Raw genomic sequence first — 20,166 nt, 5'->3', positions numbered from 1 at the left:
TTATATCAGGCTAACATTCCGCCGTCGACATTCAATGTCGCCCCGGAAATGTAACTGGCATCGGGACCTGCTAAAAAAGCTACAACGGCTGCTATTTCGTCAGGTTGCCCATATCGATTGAGTGCCGTCAATTGAGAAAGAATCGGAGCATAGTCCCCAGCTTCCGGATTAGACTCAGTATTAATAGGCCCAGGTTGAATAATGTTTACCGTGATACCGCGTGCCCCTAGATCCCGCGCCCAAGCACGAGTATACGCAGCAACAGCAGCTTTGCTCGCCGCATAATCTCCCCAACCCACTAAGGCAGTCTGACTGGCGAAAACAGTGCCTATCGAAATTATCCGGCCGCCTTCAGGAAGCAGCGGCGCTGCCGCGCGAACCGCGGTCGAGACCCCTTTGACGTTAATAGCATACTGACGATCAAAGGACGCAATGTCGGCAGCTGAATCATTAACGTCACCCATAATGGAAATCCCAGCGCTGTTAACCAAGATATCAAGATGACCAAAATGGTTGAAAACAGTTTTGACAAGATTGGTAACCTGTTTTTCATCCGCCTGATCGGCTGCTAATGCTAAAGCGTGACCTCCTGTAGAATGTATTTCCTTTACAAGCTTCTCAGCTGTTTCAGCTGACGAAGAATAACTGAATGCGACATAAGCTCCTTCCTGAGCCAAGCGTCGAACAATTGCTGCACCAATACCACGTGAGCCACCCGTGACAAGCGCTACCTTACCTGCTAGTTTCATAGTCATGTTTAAACCCTCAGTAAAAGTGCGAGAATAGATATTTCTAGCTACGCATAGAGAAAGTTATTTAATACAAAATTCAATGTGACACTAAAATTTTTGGTGTGTCTGCCAGTACTTTTTCTAAACCCGCTAATTGAAAGAATACGCAAAATGCTGGCCTTCCTCTCTCGAAACGCCAGCTATCAGCTAACGACCCAGTATCTAATACATCAAACCCCAATTGATCATGAAGCCTCATAACTTTTTGCTTCGCATCGAGATCGTCTCCAGCAATTGGCAGAGCTCGCCGCAGAAGTGAACCTGTAGATTGAGCATCTTTAGCAAGCTCTTTCATAGGAATTGCACTGAAACCTTTAACAACACATGATAATGACAAATGATTAGCGATTAATTCGCTGGTGGACATCAGACCCTGGTCAAAAATCTCCATCGGACCATCGCGTGCAGGAAAATAATTTGTAGCGTCCAATACTATCTTGCCAGCCAATAGTTCTACAGGAATTGTCCTATACGCCTTGAGCGGTATAGCCAGCAAAATGATCTCACCAAATGCTGCTGCTTCCTCTTTCGTGCCTATCTTACAACCGATGGATTCCGCTAACTCACCGAGCGTTTCGAGTCCTCGCGAATTACTAATCATCACTTCGAAACCACGATTTAGCGCAAGTTCTGCAAACGCCTGACCGACCGCTCCAGCGCCAAGTATTCCGATTTTCATGATTGGTTCTCTTGATATGCGACATCACTTCGTCGCGTTATTTATCGTTTGATAAACGCCTGAAATTATGAACCAGTCAAGCTTTGGTTCTTATGTTTCCCAATCACAACCATTGGCATTTTATAAAATATCACCAACTTAACTTCATGATTTGGGACTAAGATTTACTTCATGGATGACGGTCTTATACTCGATGAAGTCCTCCAACGCTGCAATTCCATTTAAACGCCCCGCGCCGCTTTGCTTGCAGCCACCCTCTTCAGTTTCGTCATAAACAACCGCCCAGTTATTGATCCAGACAGTTCCTACTTCTAACTTTCGAGCGACACGCATTGGCCGGTCAATGTTGGTTGACCAGACCGACGCAGCCAAACCATAACGTGAGTCATTTGCCAGCTGAATTGCCTCCGCCTCCGTGTCGAATGCTTGCATCACGAGAACCGGGCCAAATACTTCTTCTTGTGCAATGGGCATCGAGTGGTCCTGTATTTCTAAAAGCGCTGGTCGATAAAAAGCGCCGTTGGCCAGTGGACCTTCTTTATATGGTCCTCCCCGCACTACTACTAGGGCTCCGCCTGAAATCGCAGCCTCGACGACCCCCTCAACTCTTTCGACACTGTCGAGATTGATCATAGGCCCCATCTCGCTAGAAACATCAGCAGCCGGGCCAACTTTAACCACCTCAAAACGAGCCTTGAGTTTCAGGCGAACGGTATCAAGGATTGATCGATGAACGAGTAGACGACTTCCCGTCATACAAAATTGGCCAGCAAAGACAGTCAGCGCTTTCTCAATTATCGGAAGAGCCTTATCCAGATCAGCGTCTTCGAATAACAATACGGGTGTTTTTCCTCCAAGTTCTAGGCCGAACCGTTTCAAATGCTTAGCACCTGCTGCTGAAATTGCCTGTCCCGTAGAAGTACTGCCCGTGAAACTAATGGTTGGGACCAACGGGGAGTCGACCATGAACCGCGCTCCATCGCCACGGAGCTCAGTGAAGACGTTTATTACTCCCACCGGCAGGCTTTTAACTTCGGCAAAAATTTGGCACATAAGCGCATTGGTTTGCGCGGTAAATCCAGGTAACTTACCGACAACTGTGCATCCGGCAGCAAGCGCTGGCGCTAGGGAGCGAATAAAGAGGACCACTGGTGAGTTCCAGGGTGCGATGATTCCGGCGACCCCCATGGCTTCGCGGAGGACAGTAGAATACTTGCCTGGTGCGACCTCGAGTGCACGTCCGAAATCGGTCAATGTGAGCGCCGCGAAGAAGCGAAGTTTCGAAGGAACCATTGAAACTTCAAAGAGTGCCTCAGAAATAATCTTTCCGTTTTCCAATGCTAGTATTTTAACGAGATCATCTGATCGAGCTTCGAATCGGTCAGCCATTTCATTGAGAACCTTCGCTCGCAAACGACGATTTTCCCGCCACTCAGAGTTGACGAACGTTTTCCTGGCGATGTCGATCGCATGAGCTGCCTCAGTCTCTCCTCCATCCGCGTAAGTACCAATTTTTTCACCGCTGGCAGGGTTGATACTGTCTCGGCGAGTTTGTGAATCTATCCAGGCACCCCCTATCCAGTGCTTTGCAAACAACTGATCTGAGCTCATCTCTTTCGACTCCATGACTATGTGATTTTTTTACGCAATGTGTCCAGCTGCGATGAGCGTCGATACATTGGTAGCCACCACGGGACATCAGGAAATATGGAGGCTTTTATGACTAGCAATTATGGGTGCCACGCACTCGACCTTCACCGTCAACCACCGCGTCAGGATCAATGTCGCCTCCCAGCTAAACTGTCGAGATGGGGGGATACCTATCTAGAGTGCCGACGAGGACTGCCTCTATTTTTGCTCGCGTATATGCCTGCGGCCGGGCAGTCACTTCGCTGCGCATAAAATCGAAAAATGATGCTATGGCAATAGCTCGCGCACCATTTTCACACTATCAATTAGTCCGTCACGCAGTTCCTTCGAAACACAAGATCAATTATCTAAGCTGCACGCTAGTCACGACTGTGTAACCTAATCGAGCTAATTTCAGCTGGCCGAGTATCCGCAATAGCCAGCTTAAATATGGCGCCATCTGGAGAAGTGGCCCTGTTACCGTAATGAACCGTGGTGTTAAATCATAATGATGATCGCGCAGACATTAGAATAGGATCCAATTAAGCTCTTATTTACTTTTTTAAATACTCAACTGATCATCTTCTAATTATCAAGACTAGGCTTAAACGTCAGCCTTAGGAACATAAAAATTTGAGAGCCCTGCCTCTCTATTTTGATAAGGCTCCTCATATGGAATCCTAAGCAGTCAGTGATCAAAATCGCACGTCAAACTGTAAAGCATTGCCCAACTTATTATATTTTTTTACCACTCACTTTTATAAAGGTAATGCTTAACGGTTAGCCTCGACTGTTTCGCAATCTTGAACGTGTTAATTACTCCGAGTGCGCCGCGAGCCATTCCCCCTTTTTTAGCTCAATACGCGCCCCAACGAAATGCCATGTTGCATATGCTTACACAACGTAAGTTATCGCTTAGCGCAATGTGGACCACAAAAGCTTCGCCATTTTCAGCGCGGCGATGGCTAATTTATTACCATATTTGTATTATAAACGAAGAGAAGTTTGGCATGCGATATCGGTTACTTAAACGCGCCGCAAGGATGGCAACTACCCTCATTTGGCTGCTGGTGACATCTACATTTTTATTTCTTGATAGCACCTATGCCAATAATGGCTTTCACTCAAATCAATAGCCAACGTGAGGCAAGCCGAGAGACAGTAGGCATTGCCCAATACACCATAATCAGCGAGAGAAGTGCAGAACTGATGAGCTTGAATAAAAGCAACGGAAGTTCGAGGTCAACTACCGAGAGGCCAGCACCTAGCAACCAAGAAATCACACTGGACAGTGGTAGTACCACACCCCACGTAAGGAGCCACTGCTTCCAACGCTTCGCCCGATCTCCTCCATTGAGAGGCTCGAACCAGAAGTCCGCATCGGAATTAGTCCGATATCGATCCTGTCGTAATAACCATGGGCTTGCCTCCTCTAAAAGCTTGTAGCGCACTTTTGAGGTGAGCCATCTATTAGCATCTTCGCGGGAAGTAAATCGCAAAATTACCGCATAACGCAGAGTTGAACCGACAGGGCGTAAAACGTCCGCCGCCAGGAAGCCGGGGGATTTTCGGTGAGCGTCGATCGCCCGCTCCATCCACTCCTCGTAGAGTGATTGGTATTCGGGGGAGACTTCATGCACGATGACGCTGATACCTGGTTCGTTAGAACTCTGCTTGTCCATCATGACTCCTCGATGCCGGCGGCATCTGCTCGCCGCTTGACAGCGCGATCATAGATACCTTGCCTTGCAGCTACCATAGGATCATCGGACAATTCGATACCGGCAGTTATACGTCCAGGATTGAAGTTCAGATTGCGCTGCCAGAATCGCTGTTCAACTGAACCTGGGAACCCATCCAGTAGGAGTTCTCCCAACTCAATTTCCTCATGAGCCAAGTCACCAATTCGCGCCCATGCCACTGACCCATCTGAAATATCGTCGTCAGGATTAGCGAGCTGAAGTACTAGTCGCAGACTAATAGCGCCGGACGACAGGCGAGTGCGCAGCTCTTCACTTAGATAATCAGGGGATGTCTCTGCTATTTCAACATCTGTCAACGCGGGTAAATTGATCGAAGGTCCTACGCGATAACGACCAAAACGGCGACCACCGTCGGCATCGATAAATACAAAGCTATTGACGCCAAAGTAAGGTATCGAAGCGTAACTGCGCGGTGCTGGTTTGGGCGATATCATAAAATCCTTCGCGGCAGCATGTTCAGCCAAAAACTTCTCTAGCCTATATGGCATAGCGGGCTGGCCGCTGCTGGCAGCAATCCCGAGAAGAAACTCCAAAAACTCCGTCGGAGTGGCGACTGGGAATCCATCATACGAGTGGGCGACAATGTCGGTGCAAGTGCCATCCGGAAGCTGGAACCGGAGAGCCAATCCGTAAGGGCTAGCCATCGGATCGCCGTCAGGCGTAGCGGGCAACCCACTGAAGTTTGAAAATCTTGCCACGACGGGCACTGCTTCACCGCTCAGGTGGAAAGCAGTGCTGAGTGTGCGAGCTGCGGCGCTGGCAATAAAATTTCCGGTGCTCAACACTCCCTTCGCATGAGCGACCCTGAAACCTGGATGACGGCCAAAGGTTTCGTAAAGGGCGTCCAGAAGATCGTCGTAAAGTCGTAAATTGGCAATCATAACTTTTCAGCTTGTCGCTTAGAAATCAGGTAACTTCCCAAATTGGTCAACGGCTCACTCATGTCAGCACCACAATTTTTCCGCCCGCTCTATTTTCTTCCATGCAACGATGAGCAGCGACAATGTCGTCTAGCGAAAACACCTGACCGACTTGCACGCGCAATGACCCTGCGACAATTTGCTCGATCAGATCTTGAAGCGGTGTAGCCATAAAATCGTCAGAATCTCCAGCATACGTTGTCAAGCTAACGGCTGTCGGCACCATATCCATGGGGCTGAAATCCTTAAACGCCCACTCATTACTTACCATTCCGGTCATGCATACCGTGCCGCCTGGCCGAGCGCACCGCAGCGAATCACGCAATGTCGTAGCCCCGATCAGTTCAAGCACCTTGTCAACGCCGCCCGGGAAAACTGCTTTAACTTGTTCGGCCAGGTTCCCGTTGTCGACAAAAACGTGCTCAGCACCGCTGTCGCGTAACAGCGACTCACGACCTGCTTTACGAGTCGTTGACGCGACCGTAACCCCATGATTTTTAGCAATTGCGGCAGCAGCTAATCCGACTGAGGTCGTACCACCGCGGATAAGTAATGTCTGTCCGTGTTCAATGCGCAGCGATTTAAATAGTGACCCCCAGGCGGTCTGCAGCATTTCCGGGAGAGCGCCCAATGTCGCCCAATCCAAATCTGTTCGCACAGACTGAATTTGTGAGGCGGGGACACAGGTATATTCGGCATATCCTCCGTCAAGGTATCGACCCATCCCGCCCATAGCCGTAGCAACTCGATCCCCAGGTTTAAACTCTTTACCAGGGGCCGATTCAACAATACCCACGGCTTCAATACCAAGTACGCGCGGAAAACGCACATTAGGCGAATGACCTTGCCTGGTGAAAAGTTCGGAGCGATTTAAGCCAAACGCTTTAACCTTTATCAAAACCTCGCCATTTAATGGGACCGGAATAGGCCGCTGCTCCAGCCTAAGGACTTCGGGTTCACCGGCTTGGTAGATTACCGCAGCTTTCATGCTGTCCATAAATTCACTCGAATTCTATTGGGCTTGAAGAGCGACGTACGCCTTAACCGCCGCGTTTTGAAAATTGAGACCTTTCAAAGGAGCTCAGCCGCCACTCTGAACTGAGTCAGCATTGGAAAATGTGCGCGGGAGCTCTGAATAAACTCCCAACTTCATACAGTAAGGCCATAGGCCGAGCTGCAATCAGGAATGATTTGAATCAAGGTTAATTTCGTGAATGACGGTTTTGTACTCGACGAAATCCTCCATGGCGGCGATTCCGTTCAAACGTCCTGCTCCGCTTTGCTTGTAACCACCCTCCTCTGTTTCGTCGTAAACCACTGCCCAGTTATTGATCCATACCGTGCCGACGTCCAGTTGTCGGGCCACACGATGTGGACGGTCGATTTGACTCGACCAGATAGACGCGGCGAGTCCGTAGCGGGAATTATTTGCCAGACTGATAGCTTCCGCCTCGTCGTCAAATGCCTGCATCACCAAGACCGGGCCAAATACCTCCTCCTGTGCAATAGGTAACTCGTGGTCGGTAATTTCTAACAGAGTTGGTTGGTAGAAAGCTCCTCTTGCCAAAGGGCCACTCTTGAAAGCCCCGCCACGAACCACAACCTTTGCTCCGGCTGAAATGGCTGCTTCAACCATCGCATCAACTCGCTTAACGTTGTCCATATTGATAAGCGGGCCCATATCACTCTCCGGTAAAGCTGCTGGACCAACCTTGACCGCTCGAAGGCGAGCGGCAAGCAAATCACGAACGTGGTCAAGAATCGGTCTATGTACAAGAAGACGGCTGGCGGTCATGCAGAATTGACCGGCAAACGTTGTGAGTGCCTTTTCGATCATGGGCAGTGCTTTATCCAGATCAGCATCCGCAAACACCAACACCGGAGTTTTGCCGCCTAATTCAAGGCCGAAACGTTTCAAGTGCTTAGCGCCTGCGGCCGAGATGGCTTGGCCTGTGCTCGAACTGCCAGTAAAACTAATAGTGGGAACCAATGGCGAATCAATCATGGCGCGAGCGCCGTCACTGCTAACTTCACTGAAGACATTGATCACCCCATCAGGCAGGCTTCGAACCTCAGCAAATATCTCGCACATCTTGGAGTTTGTTAGGGCGGTCCAACCAGGTAATTTACCCACTACTGTGCAACCCGCCGCAAGCGCAGGTGCTAGCGAACGAATAAACAACACAACTGGTGAATTCCAAGGCGCAATGACACCGGCTACACCCACCGCTTCGCGTAGAACAGTGGAGTACCGACCTGGGGATGTTTCTATAGCGCGTCCAAAATCAGTCAAAGCCAACGCTGCATAAAAGCGCAGTTTAGAGGGCACCATCGACACCTCAAAATGCGCTTCGGAACGAATTTTTCCATTCTCCAGCGAAAGTATCGCCACCAATTCCTCGGCATGGAATTCGAAACGATCAGCCATCTCGTTTAATGCTTGCGCCCGGAGTCTTCGGTCGTGTCTCCACGAAGTACCAATAAACGCTTTGTACGCGACCTCAATAGCCTGTAAAGCCACCGCTTGTCCGCCCTCACAAAATGAGCCAATGGATTCGCCAGTCGCAGGGTCGATACTATCGTGTCTCTCGCCTTTTTCGATCCATTGTCCACCGATCCAATGACGGGCTACCATTTTTTCAGAGTTCACGTTCAGCGCTCCGATTATCAGTCATCTTGAAAGCGATGTGTTCAGCGGCCATCAAGGTGATTACGTTGGTTGCCACTGACGGAATGTCTGGGAAGATGGATGCGTCAACCACTCTCAGGCCCTGTATCCCGCGAACTAAACCGAAATTATCCAGTACCGCATCCGGGTCGTTCGGTCCGCCCATGGGCACTGTCGACGTAGGATGGTGGTAGGTGTCGAGAGAGCCGGCTAAACTGGCCTCAATTTCGGCCCTAGTGACTGCCTGCGCCCCCGGCGCCATCTCACTTTGGATGAACTCAGAAAGCGGGGCAGTTGCAGCTAACGCCCGTACGATCTCGACACCGTCAATCAAACCGTCCCGATCTCGTTGATCTTTGAGAAATGCAAGATCGATGATTGGATTGTCGCGAGGATCCTTGCTACGCAGTTTGAAAGATCCGACCGAGACGGGTCGAGTATTGGCAATAGCGAGCATAAAGATAGCGCCGCTTGGTGATTGACTTGGATCACCGTAATGAACTGCAGTGACATGCAGGTCCAGATCATTGGCCGCAGCCTGCTTTGAGCGTGCCCAGAGAATGGCGCCCACCGGAGGCGTTCCCAAGCCAACCTTTTGTGGATTAGCAGCCCAAACAGTAAAGTAGAAAGGATGATCCTGTAGCTTTTTACCCACAGGAAGATCGGCGATGACATCAATGCCCAACGCCTCTAGGTCCTGGGCCGGCCCCACTCCAGAACGCATCAATATCCCAGGACTGCCATAGGTGCCAGCGCTGAGAATGACTTCGTGTGCAAAAATCGATTCGCCGTCGATCAAGTTTACGCCGACAGCGCGCCGCCCTTTGAATAACACACGTTCTACTTCTGCGTTACCACGGATCGTTAAATTAGGTCTAGCGCGAGTCGCTGAATCCAGATAAGTCATGCCCGTATTCATCCTATTCCCCATCCGAGTGTTCATGGGGTAAGGGCTCGCGCCAAAGGGTTCCATACCGTTGAAATCGCTAACTCTCGGATAGCCGACATTGACCGCAGCCTCAACAAATGCTCGCTGCATATCAGATGTTTCTTCAAAACCAAGCTGGTGAATGGGAAACGGACCAGAACGGCCATGGACCTCGTCGGCACCTCCCGACGTACGCTCCATTCGGATAAATGCTGGCGCCATATCCGCCCAACTCCAGCCTTCTAGACCATGCTCTTTCTGCCAGCGATCATGGTCTACTTTGGGTGTCCGCATTGCGACAGCACCGTTAATAGCTGTGCTACCGCCAAGTACTCGACCGCGAGGCAAAGGCAGGACGCGATTTAAGTAGGAAGGCTCGCTTTGGTATCCCCAGTCATGCTCGCTATCACCACCAATCATGGTTTGAAGGCGCACAGCGTCAGGGTACTCATCCGGTGCATATGCCATGCCTGCTTCCAGTAGCAACACCTTGCGGTCGCCCGCCTCGCTCAAGCGATTAGCCAACACAGCACCTGCAGCTCCACCACCGACAATCACATAGTCGTATGTAGCTGAGTGAGCATCGCTATTTTTAGGTGAGGCCGAAGTCTGCCCTTCGCTGGAGGGAAACACGGTGTTAGAAGTAGGCATGGCGATATCCTTTTACATAAAGAAAATTTTCTTCAACGCAGCTTTAACCGATCTGATAATAGACTGATTAAGTTAAGCCCGAGGTTGACTGGTCGCGAACAGATAACGGTGGATTTTCCAGTCACCCGACTCTTTCCGCAGAATGAAAAGCTCGTTATTACCTTCAGAAACTTCAATACCAGCCTCAAGAATCTTCGTAACTCCTGATGAAGTAGTGCGCGCCCACGCCCATTCGCCAGCTATTTCCACATCATGAATAGTGAACTGCACCGTCAACTTCAAGGTATCAAAAACCTGCTCATAGCCAGCGCGCACTGCTTCACGCCCTTCCAATGCCGGAGCGTTCTGCGGCATGAACACAGGTTCGCTACCAAACAACGAAAGAATCGATTCGATGTCGTTATTATTTAGAGCAGTCTCGTACGACTTAAGGACCATTTCGATAGACATGTTATTACCTTAATAATGAGCTGATTGGAAATTTCCGATCCTCTTGAGTGTAGGCTTATAAATTTAGCTCGGAACACGCAAAACTGAGAAGTCGAACTCTTCATTTTGGGAGGAATTCATAATCAGCCAACCCCGACAGCATCAATCAGCTCGCCAAGGCACACAAAGCGATAAGCTTATTCGTATAAAAAAAGGCTAAATTCAAACATTAAGTTATATGCGAAATTGCAATTATATTTTAATTGCATTCTCCCAACCTTCAATTTCACGGGCGAATATGCGAAGATTGCTGCTAGCCCCCCTACACTGGCAGGCGCCGTGCAATATGAACCTCAATTCAGTTGAAATGTTCGTCCATGCGGTGATATCTGGGAGCCTTTCCGCAGCCGCGTTGTCTAGTGGGATACCGCTAGCCACGCTGAGTAGGCACATTAAGGAACTCGAGCGCGATTTGGATACGCAGCTGTTGGAGCGTTCGTCTCAGGGTATTCAGTTAACGGAGGCCGGTGCCAATCTCTATGAACATGCTTCTCAAGGCTTGGAGTGGATGGCTAAAGCCAGGCAGGCCGTAGTCGTCAATCATTTGGAACTAAGAGGCAAGCTTCGACTTTCCCTACCACCAGTATTTGAACCTTGGTGGGAGTTAATCAGTGCGTTTCAGAATGATTATCCGTTTGTGAAAGTTAGCGTTTTGACGACCGAACGTAGGGTCAACCTGACGGAAGACGGCATTGATGTTGCTTTAAGAGTAGGGGCAATTGTCCACGAAATGATGATTGCTCGACATCAAATCACTTATCGACATTTGTTGGTTGCCAGCCCAGTTCTCCTGAAACGATTCGATGTACCCACCCGACCGGCTGATCTCAATCGGTATCCCTGCGGTATGTGGGGGCATGGAAGTGGATTAAACAATATTTGGCATTTAGGAGAGGAATCATTTGTGACTGATCCCATTTTAACGACAAATGATTATCTTCACTTGCGCAGCCAAGCGTTGCGAGGGGACCTTGTAACGGAATTACCTCCTTTTTTAGCATCTCAGGGGTTGATGAATAAGTCTCTTGTGCATGTTTTGCCAGATTACCCTCTCCCTGAACAGGAGGTGAACCTGTTGTACCCTTCTCGCCACCCCTCTACTATTGTGAGGACCTATATTGATTTTTGCTCACGGTACATCAGCAATTTAAATTTTACGCCACAGAAAACTGGCGATTAAATACATAGCAGAAGAAGATTTAGAAACCATTTTATCCAGTTTAATTTAACTTTCTTGCAATGACCTTTCCCCCCAATTTTCTTCCTACCAGCCGCGCTGGGGTACTTAAATATCAACGAATGAAACAGGTTAATTTGTTTAAACGCTAACGCATCAACCTTGCTAGGAAATTTAGAATATTTCCTGTTCGCACAGTTATTCAAGTTGATAAGGCAGCAGTGAACGGTGTTGAATATCAACACCGTGATATAAATTCAGTTCTGCCACGCAAAATAGTCTGTACCTTTTCGATCACGCAAGGAGCATTAGATGCTGGCGTTACACACCGAGAAGCTGTATTTCCGGACCATGGTCGAGTGCGACTGGCCACTGTTTCTCCGGCTTCATTCCGAACCCCAGACCATGCAATTTGTGTTCGGCGAGATTGCCGAAGAACAGATTCGCAAAGGCTTTGATCACCGGCTGCCGGAATGGACGCCGCAGTCTGATCATTGGCTGTGCCTGGTGGTGATCGACAAGGCCAGTGAGCAGGAACTGGGGGTCAGCGGTTTTCGCATTCTGTCGCCGGGGCACGCCGAGGTGGGCACGCTGCTGCTGCCGGAATTTCAGGGCAGGGGTTTCGGCACCCAGTCGCGGCAAGCGATCATCGACTACGCCATCGCCATTGGCCTCGACTCCCTGGAATCGACCGTCACCGATGGCAATATTGCTTCGTGCAAGGTCCTGGAGAAATGCGGTTTCGTGTTTGAGCGCCGCGTGCCACAGGCCTATCAGATTGGCGAGCAATGGTTTGATGACCTGATCTACCAGCGCCGGCTCACCTGATGAGTCAACGCCCGAATACCTTGGCCTCTCTGCGTGCCCTGCCCCGTCCGACCCGTTGGCTGTTGTTCGGGATCGGGTTGGCCCGCGTTGCGTCGTTCATGATCTGGCCGTTCATAGCCGTGGCGATGAACAAACGCTTCGGTACGCCGATCACCGAGATTGGCGCGCAACTGGCACTCGGCGCGTTGATCTCGATTGCCTTGTCGCCGCTCAGTGGCCTGCTGGGCGATCGCTTCAACTCGCGCAACCTGATGCTATTCGGCTGCGCCCTGTGCGCCAGTTGTTACCTGCTGATGGGCCTGCTGCCAGGGCATACCAGCTATTTCGTGGCGATCATAGGCATGGCGTTGTCCCAGAGCATTCTCGAGCCGCTGTTGCGCATGCTGTTGAGTGACACGGCAGTCGATGACGCCCAGCGCACGTTCCTGTTCCATATCCGTTATTACGTGGTCAATTGCGCGGCGGCCATCGGCCCGCTGATCGGCCTGTGGTTTGCCAACCACCAGAGCGACGGCGTGTTCGGCATTGCCGTGTGCGTCTACGCGGTGCTGACGCTGACCATTCTCAACGCCGCCCGCGCACGCTTGCGCAACCCGCACCTGGCGAAAACCGCCTACCCGCCACTGCGGGAGATTTTTCGCGCAATCCTTGGCAGCAAGTTGTTCCTGTCGATCATCGTCGCCAATTTTTTCCTGGTGCTGGTCTACGCGCAGATCGATGAACCACTGACCTTTTACCTACTGCAATTGAGCGTCGACGACATCAACCACATCATCGCGATGATGAATTTTACCAACGCCGCAGTGGTGCTGGTGGTGCACCTGTTCCTGATGAGTTGGCTCATTGCGCTGGCGGACAAAACCGCTTACTTGATGGCGCTGGGTTGCCTAATGGTTGCCCACGCGATCATTGCCTTGAACACCGGGGCGTGGTGGGCTGGTTGGCTGTTCGCGGTTGTCTTCGCCACGTTTGCCGAAATCATTGTGATGCCGCTGTTCGGCACCCTGATTGATCGCTTGGCGCCGCCGGGCATGCGCGGCAGTTTCATCGGCATCTCGATGCTGGCGGGGTTTGGTTCGGCGTTGGCGCCGTTGCTGGGAGCGGTGGTGATTGCGCATTTTGGTGGTGCGGTGTTGTTCTGGGGGTTGGCGCTGGCCTGCGTTCCGATCGGGTTGTTGGGGTATCGGGTGTTGCGAGTGAGTCAGCCTGCGGTGGTGCCAGCAACCTCCACGGTGTGACATTTGCCCCATGTGGGAGCGAGCTTGCTCGCTCCCACATGGGGCTATGGGGGTTTCAGGCCTTAGGCTGTTTGCCGAGAATGGTCACGCGTTCGCCATAGCGCGAGTGCGGGAAGTAATCCCAGACCGCGTGATGCTGGGTGCAGCGGTTGTCCCAAAACACCAGGGTGTTCGGCGCCCAGCGCACGCGGCAGCTAAGGATCGGTTCCCGTGCGATCAGGTCGAACAGCATGCTCAACAGCATCTGACTCTCGCCACCGGACAACTGGACGATGTGCGAGGTAAAACCCGAATTGACGAACAGCGTCTTGCGCCCGGTTTCCGGGTGCCGCACCACCATCGGGTGTTCGGTCTTGGGCAGGTTGGCCGGTGGCGTGAAGCCTTTCCACGGAATCTCGCCATCATGGATCGCGGTCAATTCGCCGAGAAACTGCTGCAGCGCCGGCGACAGCATTTCAATCGCCAAATGCATGTTGGCGAACAGCGTATCGCCGCCCGTGCCGATGGCCGGGGTTTCCTTGACGTACAGCATCGAGCCCATGGACGGTTCCAGGTCTGCGGTGCCGTCGGTGTGCCAGGTTTCCCCTGCAACGAAGCGCGACTGCGCGTTGGCACGGATCACCACCAGTTCCGGGTCATCGCCATCGATGTCCTCCACCGGCAGCGCCCGCAGTTCGCCGAACAGTCGGCAAAAGGCTTTGTGCTGCTCCACCGTCAGGTGCTGGTCACGAAAGACCAGGACATGATTCTCCAGGAAGGCCCGGCGCACCTCGGCGAGCTGTTCTTCGCTCAACGGTTGCGACAGGTCAACACCGCTGACCTCGGCACCGATGATCGGTGTCAGACGGTCCACGGTGATGCGGTTGTGGGGCGCCCGGGATTGCCCCGCAATGCGCTCGATAGCCTTCAATGCCAATTGATCCATGTTCCCTCACCTTATTATTTGTATGGCTGATCACCAAACCCTGTGGGAGCGAGCTTGCTCGCGATAGCGGCGGTCCAGGCAATACCGATGTTGAATGTCTGACCGCTATCGCGAGCAAGCTCGCTCCCACAATGGGGGTGCTGTGTTCAATCTTGAACTGGCAGATCCTTAAGCGACCGTGGCCGCATATCAGTCCAGTGTTCCGCGATGTAATCCAGGCAAACCTGGCGCTCGCCGCGCTGCCCCGCTTCAGTCCAGCCGCTGGCCATCGGCTTGCCCGCCGGCCACAAGGCGTACTGCCCTTCCTCGTTGCGGACCACCTCGAATTGCGGGTTGGTTTCACTCATGCTGTTCGCCCTCCTCGGGTTGCGAATCGGTGCTGATGATGTCGGCGAGCACCCGCGCCCACTGGCCGGCCACGATGCCGTAGTGATCGGTGTCCAGCCGTTGCCAGCTTAGCAACCGAGGGAGCAAACCCTGCCAGGTGTGTTTCAGGTCTTCGGTGTTCCGCGCAGTGCCCACGCCATAGGGATTGGCCTGTGCCGCGATGAACAGACGCACGGACGTGGTCGGCAACGCGGGTGGCTGAAACGCCGCCATGCTCGCGATGTTGTGGTTGCAGCAACGGGTCAGGCGCTGCAAATAGACCTGCCGCTCTTCCGGAAAGGCCCGACCGACAGCGTCTGGCCAACGCTGGGCAAACTCGAGCTGGAACACCTGTTCGATCGCCTGATCATCAATGCTCGCCAGTTCCGCTCCGGCATCGGGCGCAGGCGGGTCGATCAGGTACAGCAGCGGTTGCCTGACTCCCGACGTCTGCGCCAAGCTGCACATCGACTGCGCGACCCAGGCGCCGAACGACCAACCGGCCAGACGCCAAGCGCCGCCGTTCGGCTCCCGGGCCTGCAGCGCTTTCAGATAAAGCGCGGCGCGTTCGGCGAGGCTGATGTTCGGCAAATCCGGCAAGCGCAACGCCGGATCGGCAATTACACACACGCCCAAATCAGGATGCAGCGCCGACACCAGTTCCCGATAAGCCTGCACATCGCCGCCCACCGGGTGAATCAGGTACAGCCACTCACGGCCGGCCCCCGCGTGCCATTGATCAATCTGCACTGCATCGGCCCAGGTGTCTGGCGCAGTGGTCGCCATACAGATCGCCGCCGCATCCACCAGTGCCAGGATCTCTTGCAGGCTGACCTTGTGACTGAATTGCGAGAGCTGGAACACTTCGCCCGTCGCCGCTTGCAGTTCATCGATCAGGTCCAGCAACGTCAGGGAATCCGCCCCCAGTTCGTACAGCGAATCGTCGTCTTCGAGGGTGGTCACGCCCAGCCATTTGCACACACAGTCGTGCAGATGACGATGCAGATCCAACACTTCAGGCACATTGACCGGCGCAGTCACAGCACCATGGCGCACTGGATAAAAACGCCGTGCGCTGTCGATTCCTGTGGTCGAGATCAGCAGTTGCGGCAGTTGGGCCGCCATGGCCAGGTCGAACACCCGACAGCCCTCTTGCGCCGACAAACCGACCGTGAGGTGTTGCTGATGCACGGCATCGCCAGCCCCGCTGGTGGTGCCCATGCCGATGTCGCGCCAGATGTCCCAGTTGATGCCCAGGCGCACGCAATCGCGGGTGGCGTCCGGGCGGTAATGGGTGAAGCCGTCGAGCACCGCGCTGGCGGCGCAGTAATCCAGATGCCCGGCGCCTCCGAACAACGCCGACATCGACGAGCAATACAGCACGAATCCCGGTTTCATTTCGGCGATCAAGGCCTCGACCGCGAGCATGCCACGAGTTTTGGCCGCCATCGCCTCGCCCAATTGGCGGGCGTCACGCTGGCGAATCAGGCTGCCCGCACCGACACCGGCGGCGTGGATCACCCCGGCAAAACGCGGGTAACGCCGGGACAGTCGGTCGAGCACGTTGGGCCAGTTGGCCAGGTCGGCGATGTCGGCCTGCACGCAATCCACCCGCGCACCATACGCCGCCAACGCCGTCGGCAATTCACCGCTACGCGAGAGCACGACCACCCGCCGTTGCGGCGCCTGCAACAGGTGTTCGGCCAGCGTGCGACCGATACCGCCCGTGCCGCCCAGCACCAGGAACGTGCCGTCCATGGGCAACCTGTTCGACAGTGAATCCGTGGCCGGCAATGGGCTGGCAAGCAATCGTGGCTGCCACAGGTAACCGTCGCGAACCGCCATGCGCCGTGGCAATACCGCCGGGTCAGCCAGCAACGTCGCGAGTTCCTGTGCAGCCAATCGGGACGTCGGCCAATCCAGCCAGTGACACTGCACCGGGTATTCCTGAGGCACCACTTCGGTGATGCCGGCCAGCGCTGCCAGTTCAGGGCGCGCCACTTCACCGTCCACCGAACACGCCTGCCACGACATCAGCCACAGCCTCAACCTCGTCGTCCGTGGGGTTTCTCCCCAGGCCTGCATCAAGGCGCTGATCGTGTCCAGACCGGCCCACTGCGCTGCCGCGAGGCTTTGCTCATTCACCGGGCCTGTCACCGACAGCGGCAAGGCATGCAGCCAATCCAGCTCGCCCAAGGCGCCCCCAATCACTTCGTCGACCAAGCGGCTCAGGGCCGGGACGTCCAGCGGATCTAGCTCGAAACGATCCGGGCCGAGTTGCTTGAAGCCATTGCCGGCGCGCACCTGAATCACCCGCTGATAAACGCCATTCAGGCCTTCCAGCAACGTCGCGTCGGGTGCATCGTTGCTGCAGATGATCAGCGCTTCACGCCGTTCGGTAATCGCAACCGTGTTCAAGCGCCGCACGCGCACCCACTGCCGTTGGTAGAACCAGTCGGCCAAGGGTTGTCGCTCAATGAGCATTGCGCTTTCAGGCTCAGCCACAGCGACAGTCTGGAACCGGAAGGTCTCCAGATCGAAAGACGACGGCGGCAGATCCCACGGTGGTGGCGCCGAGCGCTGCAGCCAGTCGATGGTTGCACCGTCATACCACGCGTCTATCAGTGCCTCGGTTGAATGCCCATCGGCTTTCAATCGCACGCCCGACACGCTCACTTCCTTGATCGACGAAGTGTGCAACACCTCCCCCGGCCGATACACCATCGCCAAGCGCCAGCGCAATTGACGACGACCGGATTGCAGGTGACTCAGCAGCGCATCGTGACGCTTTGGGAAAGCGTTCAAATACCCTTGAATCGCCGCCACATCGCGCAGCAACGCCGAACGGCTGTGGGCCGAGATCATCAGACACGGCAACACGTCCTCAGCCAACACTTCATCCTGCTGCGCCGCACCGACAATCACATGCGCATTAGTCCCACCAATGCCAAAACTGCTGACCCCCGCCAAACGCCGCCGACCTTCTGGCCATGGCCGCGACGTGGTCGGTATGTAAAACGGCGAATTCGCGAGGTCGATTTGCGGATTAATCCGGCCAAAACCGAGGTTCGGCGGCACCACGCCATGGAACACCGCGAGGCTCGCACGAATCAGCCCGACCACCCCGGCCGCCGCGCCCAAATGGCCGATCTGGCTTTTCACCGACGCCAGGGCGCAGTTGCCGGCCGGGGCATCGCCGAAGGCCTTGCTCAACGCCGCGACCTCGATCGGGTCACCGAGTAAAGTGCCAGTGCCGTGGGCTTCGATGTAGCCAATGTCGGCGCCGGTCAACCCGGCCTTGGCCAACGCTTCGCGGATCACCGCGCTCTGCCCGGCCGCCGACGGTGCGGTGTAACTCATCTTGTCGCGGCCATCGTTGTTCAGCGCCGAGGCTTCGACCAGCGCATAAATCCGGTCGCCATCGGCGCGGGCCCGGGCCAGGGGTTTGAGCACCACCACGCCATAACCACTGGCGCCGATAGTGCCGCTGGCGTCATCGCTGAACGGCCGGCACAGGCCATCACTGGAAAAGATGTGCTGCGAGCGATGGCGATAACCCTCGGTCAGAGTCGGGTCGATCAGCACACCGGCCGCCAGCATCACATCACTGTCACCCTGGCGCAGCATCGCACTGGCCAGGTGCACGCCAATCAGCGAACTGCCGCACGCTGCCTGCACGCTCATGGCCGGGCCGGTGAGGTTAAGGTGGTAGGCGGCTTTGGTCGCCAGGAAATCCTTGTCGTGGTGCAGCGCCATCTGGAAACCGTCCGGCAAATCACCGTCGGCGGTCTCGCGCAACATCTGCTGGAAGTAAGTGGTTTCGCCACAACTGGCGATCAGGCCGATGCGCGGACCTTCGGCGGACGGCGTGATCGCCGCGTGTTGCAACGCCTGCACACAGGCCATCAACAAATGCCGCTGTTGCGGGTCCATCAGGCGCGCTTCCTGACGACTGATGCCGAAATATTCGGGGTCGAAATCGAGCATTCCAGCGAGTTGACTGCGGGCACCGACGCGCCCTTCAGCCGCCTCGAAATGCTCGATACCCAACTCGCCGCCCTGCACCATCGCCCAGAACTCATCGAGGTTTTGCGCTCCGGCGACATTGACCGCCATGCCGATGATTGCCATCGGCTGCTGGCCGAGATCCGCTTGGCGAACACGCTCAAACGGGGCCGATGGCGCGCTGGACAAATGCGCCGCGAGCCGTCGCACTGTCACCTGCTCGAACAGGTCGGCCATCGCCACTGTGTGCGGCAATTCCTGGTTGTAGCGGGCGTGCAGGCGCATCAGGCCGAGGCTGGTGGCGCCAGCTTCGAAGAAGGTTTGATCGGGCTCGATTTCCCGGCCGATCACAGCGTTGAACAACTCGCTCAGTTGCTGCTCCAGCGGGCTCAACGCAGTGGCCAGAGTTGTCGAACGACGTCGCTCCAACGCCTCGCCCAAACCGCTCAAGGCCTTGCGGTCGATTTTGCCACTGGGCGTACGCGGCCAGGCGTCAATCCGTCGGTATTCGTCGATGCGTACGTGGGCCGGCAGTTGCCGGGCGACCTGACGATCCAGCGTCTGTGCCGTCGCCGGTTCGCCATCCAGTTGCAGGTACGCGATCAGGCTCGGCGGATCGGCCTGGACCGTCACCACCGCGTTGATCACTTGCGGCACCTGCATCAGCGCCGCTTCGATCTGCCCCAGTTCTAGGCGATGACCGCTGAGTTTGATCTGCTGGTCGTCACGCCCCAAATAATGCAGGCAACCGTCAGGGTCAGACCAGGCCAGATCGCCGGTGCGATAAAACAGTCGAGTGTCACCTTCAGCTTGCGGCAGTTCGATAAACCGCGCCGTGTTCAGCGCCGGATCGGCGAGGTAGCAGCGGGAAATCATCGGCCCGGCCACCAGCAGGTAGCCACGGCTGCCGTTCGGCACCGGGCGGTCGTGCGCGTCCACCAACAACAATCGGGCATTGCTGACGGCGTGGCCAATCGGTGCCCGCAGCGGCCAGTCACGGGCGGTCGGCGGCAAGCGATACGCGCTGACCACGTGGGTCTCCGTGGGGCCGTAGTGATTGAACAGCGTCGCCAGCGGCAAACCGCCGAACCAGGTTTTCAGCGCGTCGG

15 protein-coding genes are annotated in these 20,166 nt (G+C 54.6%); 3 read left to right on the top strand and 12 right to left on the bottom strand.

Annotated features, from left to right (window positions below):
• Positions 1-5: 5 nt before the first annotated feature.
• The 9 genes from K0F88_RS29705 to K0F88_RS29665 form a co-directional block, all read right to left on the bottom strand.
• The gene (locus tag K0F88_RS29705) at positions 6-755 is read right to left on the bottom strand and encodes an SDR family oxidoreductase (RefSeq protein ID WP_219097541.1); all 750 of its coding nucleotides are present in this window, start codon (positions 753-755) and stop codon (positions 6-8) included.
• A gap of 73 nt (positions 756-828) precedes the next feature.
• Positions 829-1,470, bottom strand: a complete 642-nt coding sequence (locus K0F88_RS29700; protein ID WP_219097540.1) for an NADPH-dependent F420 reductase — start codon at positions 1,468-1,470, stop codon at positions 829-831.
• Between the two features lie 144 nt (positions 1,471-1,614).
• Positions 1,615-3,081, bottom strand: coding sequence for an aldehyde dehydrogenase family protein (locus K0F88_RS29695; RefSeq protein WP_219097539.1), 1,467 nt, complete (start codon positions 3,079-3,081; stop codon positions 1,615-1,617).
• A gap of 1,142 nt (positions 3,082-4,223) precedes the next feature.
• Positions 4,224-4,781: an antibiotic biosynthesis monooxygenase gene (locus K0F88_RS29690; protein ID WP_219097538.1), complete on the bottom strand. Its 558-nt coding sequence runs from the start codon at positions 4,779-4,781 to the stop codon at positions 4,224-4,226.
• Positions 4,781-5,743, bottom strand: a complete 963-nt coding sequence (locus K0F88_RS29685) for a catalase family peroxidase (protein ID WP_257605403.1) — start codon at positions 5,741-5,743, stop codon at positions 4,781-4,783. The genes K0F88_RS29690 and K0F88_RS29685 overlap by 1 nt, the downstream gene beginning before the upstream one ends.
• Positions 5,744-5,801: 58 nt before the next feature.
• Positions 5,802-6,779 carry a zinc-binding alcohol dehydrogenase family protein gene (locus K0F88_RS29680; protein ID WP_219097537.1) on the bottom strand — a complete coding sequence of 326 codons (978 nt, stop codon included), beginning with the start codon at positions 6,777-6,779 and terminating at the stop codon, positions 5,802-5,804.
• A gap of 183 nt (positions 6,780-6,962) precedes the next feature.
• Positions 6,963-8,417, bottom strand: coding sequence for an aldehyde dehydrogenase family protein (locus K0F88_RS29675; RefSeq protein WP_219097552.1), 1,455 nt, complete (start codon positions 8,415-8,417; stop codon positions 6,963-6,965).
• Between the two features lie 4 nt (positions 8,418-8,421).
• Positions 8,422-10,029 (bottom strand): GMC family oxidoreductase, encoded by a 1,608-nt coding sequence (locus K0F88_RS29670; protein WP_219097536.1) that lies wholly within the window; start codon positions 10,027-10,029, stop codon positions 8,422-8,424.
• A gap of 72 nt (positions 10,030-10,101) precedes the next feature.
• A complete protein-coding gene (locus K0F88_RS29665; RefSeq protein ID WP_219097535.1) occupies positions 10,102-10,479 on the bottom strand; it encodes an SgcJ/EcaC family oxidoreductase in 378 nt (125 codons plus the stop codon).
• Positions 10,480-10,804: 325 nt separating this feature from the next.
• On the opposite strand from K0F88_RS29665, the gene K0F88_RS29660 reads away from it, so the two are divergent.
• The 3 genes from K0F88_RS29660 (at position 10,805) to K0F88_RS29650 (ending at position 13,761) form a co-directional block, all read left to right on the top strand.
• On the top strand, positions 10,805-11,698 hold the full coding sequence (locus K0F88_RS29660; RefSeq protein WP_219097534.1) for a LysR family transcriptional regulator: 894 nt from the start codon (positions 10,805-10,807) through the stop codon (positions 11,696-11,698).
• A gap of 309 nt (positions 11,699-12,007) precedes the next feature.
• Entirely contained in the window at positions 12,008-12,523 is a 516-nt protein-coding gene (locus K0F88_RS29655; protein ID WP_219097533.1) for a GNAT family N-acetyltransferase, read from the top strand.
• Positions 12,523-13,761: an MFS transporter gene (locus K0F88_RS29650; protein ID WP_219097532.1), complete on the top strand. Its 1,239-nt coding sequence runs from the start codon at positions 12,523-12,525 to the stop codon at positions 13,759-13,761. The genes K0F88_RS29655 and K0F88_RS29650 overlap by 1 nt, the downstream gene beginning before the upstream one ends.
• 55 nt (positions 13,762-13,816) lie before the next feature.
• On the opposite strand, the gene K0F88_RS29645 is transcribed toward K0F88_RS29650, so the two are convergent.
• From K0F88_RS29645 to K0F88_RS32690, 3 genes are all read right to left on the bottom strand, one after another.
• The gene (locus tag K0F88_RS29645) at positions 13,817-14,686 is read right to left on the bottom strand and encodes a TauD/TfdA family dioxygenase (protein WP_219097531.1); all 870 of its coding nucleotides are present in this window, start codon (positions 14,684-14,686) and stop codon (positions 13,817-13,819) included.
• Positions 14,687-14,832: 146 nt separating this feature from the next.
• Positions 14,833-15,033, bottom strand: a complete 201-nt coding sequence (locus tag K0F88_RS29640; protein ID WP_219097530.1) for an MbtH family NRPS accessory protein — start codon at positions 15,031-15,033, stop codon at positions 14,833-14,835.
• On the bottom strand, positions 15,026-20,166 hold a 5,141-nt coding region (locus tag K0F88_RS32690), incomplete at its 5' end, for an SDR family NAD(P)-dependent oxidoreductase (RefSeq protein ID WP_257605401.1). The genes K0F88_RS29640 and K0F88_RS32690, both read right to left, overlap by 8 nt.

Source organism: Pseudomonas sp. UMAB-40 (assembly GCF_900095275.1).
GTDB classification, from domain to species: Bacteria; Pseudomonadota; Gammaproteobacteria; order Pseudomonadales; family Pseudomonadaceae; genus Aquipseudomonas; species Aquipseudomonas mandelii_B.
Note: the sequence above shows the minus strand (reverse complement) of the source record. Positions and strands in the feature narration are given on the sequence as shown.

What these genes read in the sequence shown, in the direction of transcription:
- K0F88_RS29695 (WP_219097539.1), bottom strand. Translation starts at nt 3,081, where the DNA reads ATGAGCTCAGATCAGTTGTTTGCAAAGCACTGGATAGGGGGTGCCTGG.
- K0F88_RS29650 (WP_219097532.1), top strand. Translation starts at nt 12,523, where the DNA reads ATGAGTCAACGCCCGAATACCTTGGCCTCTCTGCGTGCCCTGCCCCGT.
- K0F88_RS29680 (WP_219097537.1), bottom strand. Translation starts at nt 6,779, where the DNA reads ATGGACAGCATGAAAGCTGCGGTAATCTACCAAGCCGGTGAACCCGAA.
- K0F88_RS29685 (WP_257605403.1), bottom strand. Translation starts at nt 5,743, where the DNA reads ATGATTGCCAATTTACGACTTTACGACGATCTTCTGGACGCCCTTTAC.
- K0F88_RS29655 (WP_219097533.1), top strand. Translation starts at nt 12,008, where the DNA reads ATGCTGGCGTTACACACCGAGAAGCTGTATTTCCGGACCATGGTCGAG.
- K0F88_RS29700 (WP_219097540.1), bottom strand. Translation starts at nt 1,470, where the DNA reads ATGAAAATCGGAATACTTGGCGCTGGAGCGGTCGGTCAGGCGTTTGCA.
- K0F88_RS29705 (WP_219097541.1), bottom strand. Translation starts at nt 755, where the DNA reads ATGACTATGAAACTAGCAGGTAAGGTAGCGCTTGTCACGGGTGGCTCA.
- K0F88_RS29665 (WP_219097535.1), bottom strand. Translation starts at nt 10,479, where the DNA reads ATGTCTATCGAAATGGTCCTTAAGTCGTACGAGACTGCTCTAAATAAT.
- K0F88_RS29640 (WP_219097530.1), bottom strand. Translation starts at nt 15,033, where the DNA reads ATGAGTGAAACCAACCCGCAATTCGAGGTGGTCCGCAACGAGGAAGGG.
- K0F88_RS29690 (WP_219097538.1), bottom strand. Translation starts at nt 4,781, where the DNA reads ATGGACAAGCAGAGTTCTAACGAACCAGGTATCAGCGTCATCGTGCAT.
- K0F88_RS29670 (WP_219097536.1), bottom strand. Translation starts at nt 10,029, where the DNA reads ATGCCTACTTCTAACACCGTGTTTCCCTCCAGCGAAGGGCAGACTTCG.
- K0F88_RS29645 (WP_219097531.1), bottom strand. Translation starts at nt 14,686, where the DNA reads ATGGATCAATTGGCATTGAAGGCTATCGAGCGCATTGCGGGGCAATCC.
- K0F88_RS29660 (WP_219097534.1), top strand. Translation starts at nt 10,805, where the DNA reads ATGAACCTCAATTCAGTTGAAATGTTCGTCCATGCGGTGATATCTGGG.
- K0F88_RS29675 (WP_219097552.1), bottom strand. Translation starts at nt 8,417, where the DNA reads ATGGTAGCCCGTCATTGGATCGGTGGACAATGGATCGAAAAAGGCGAG.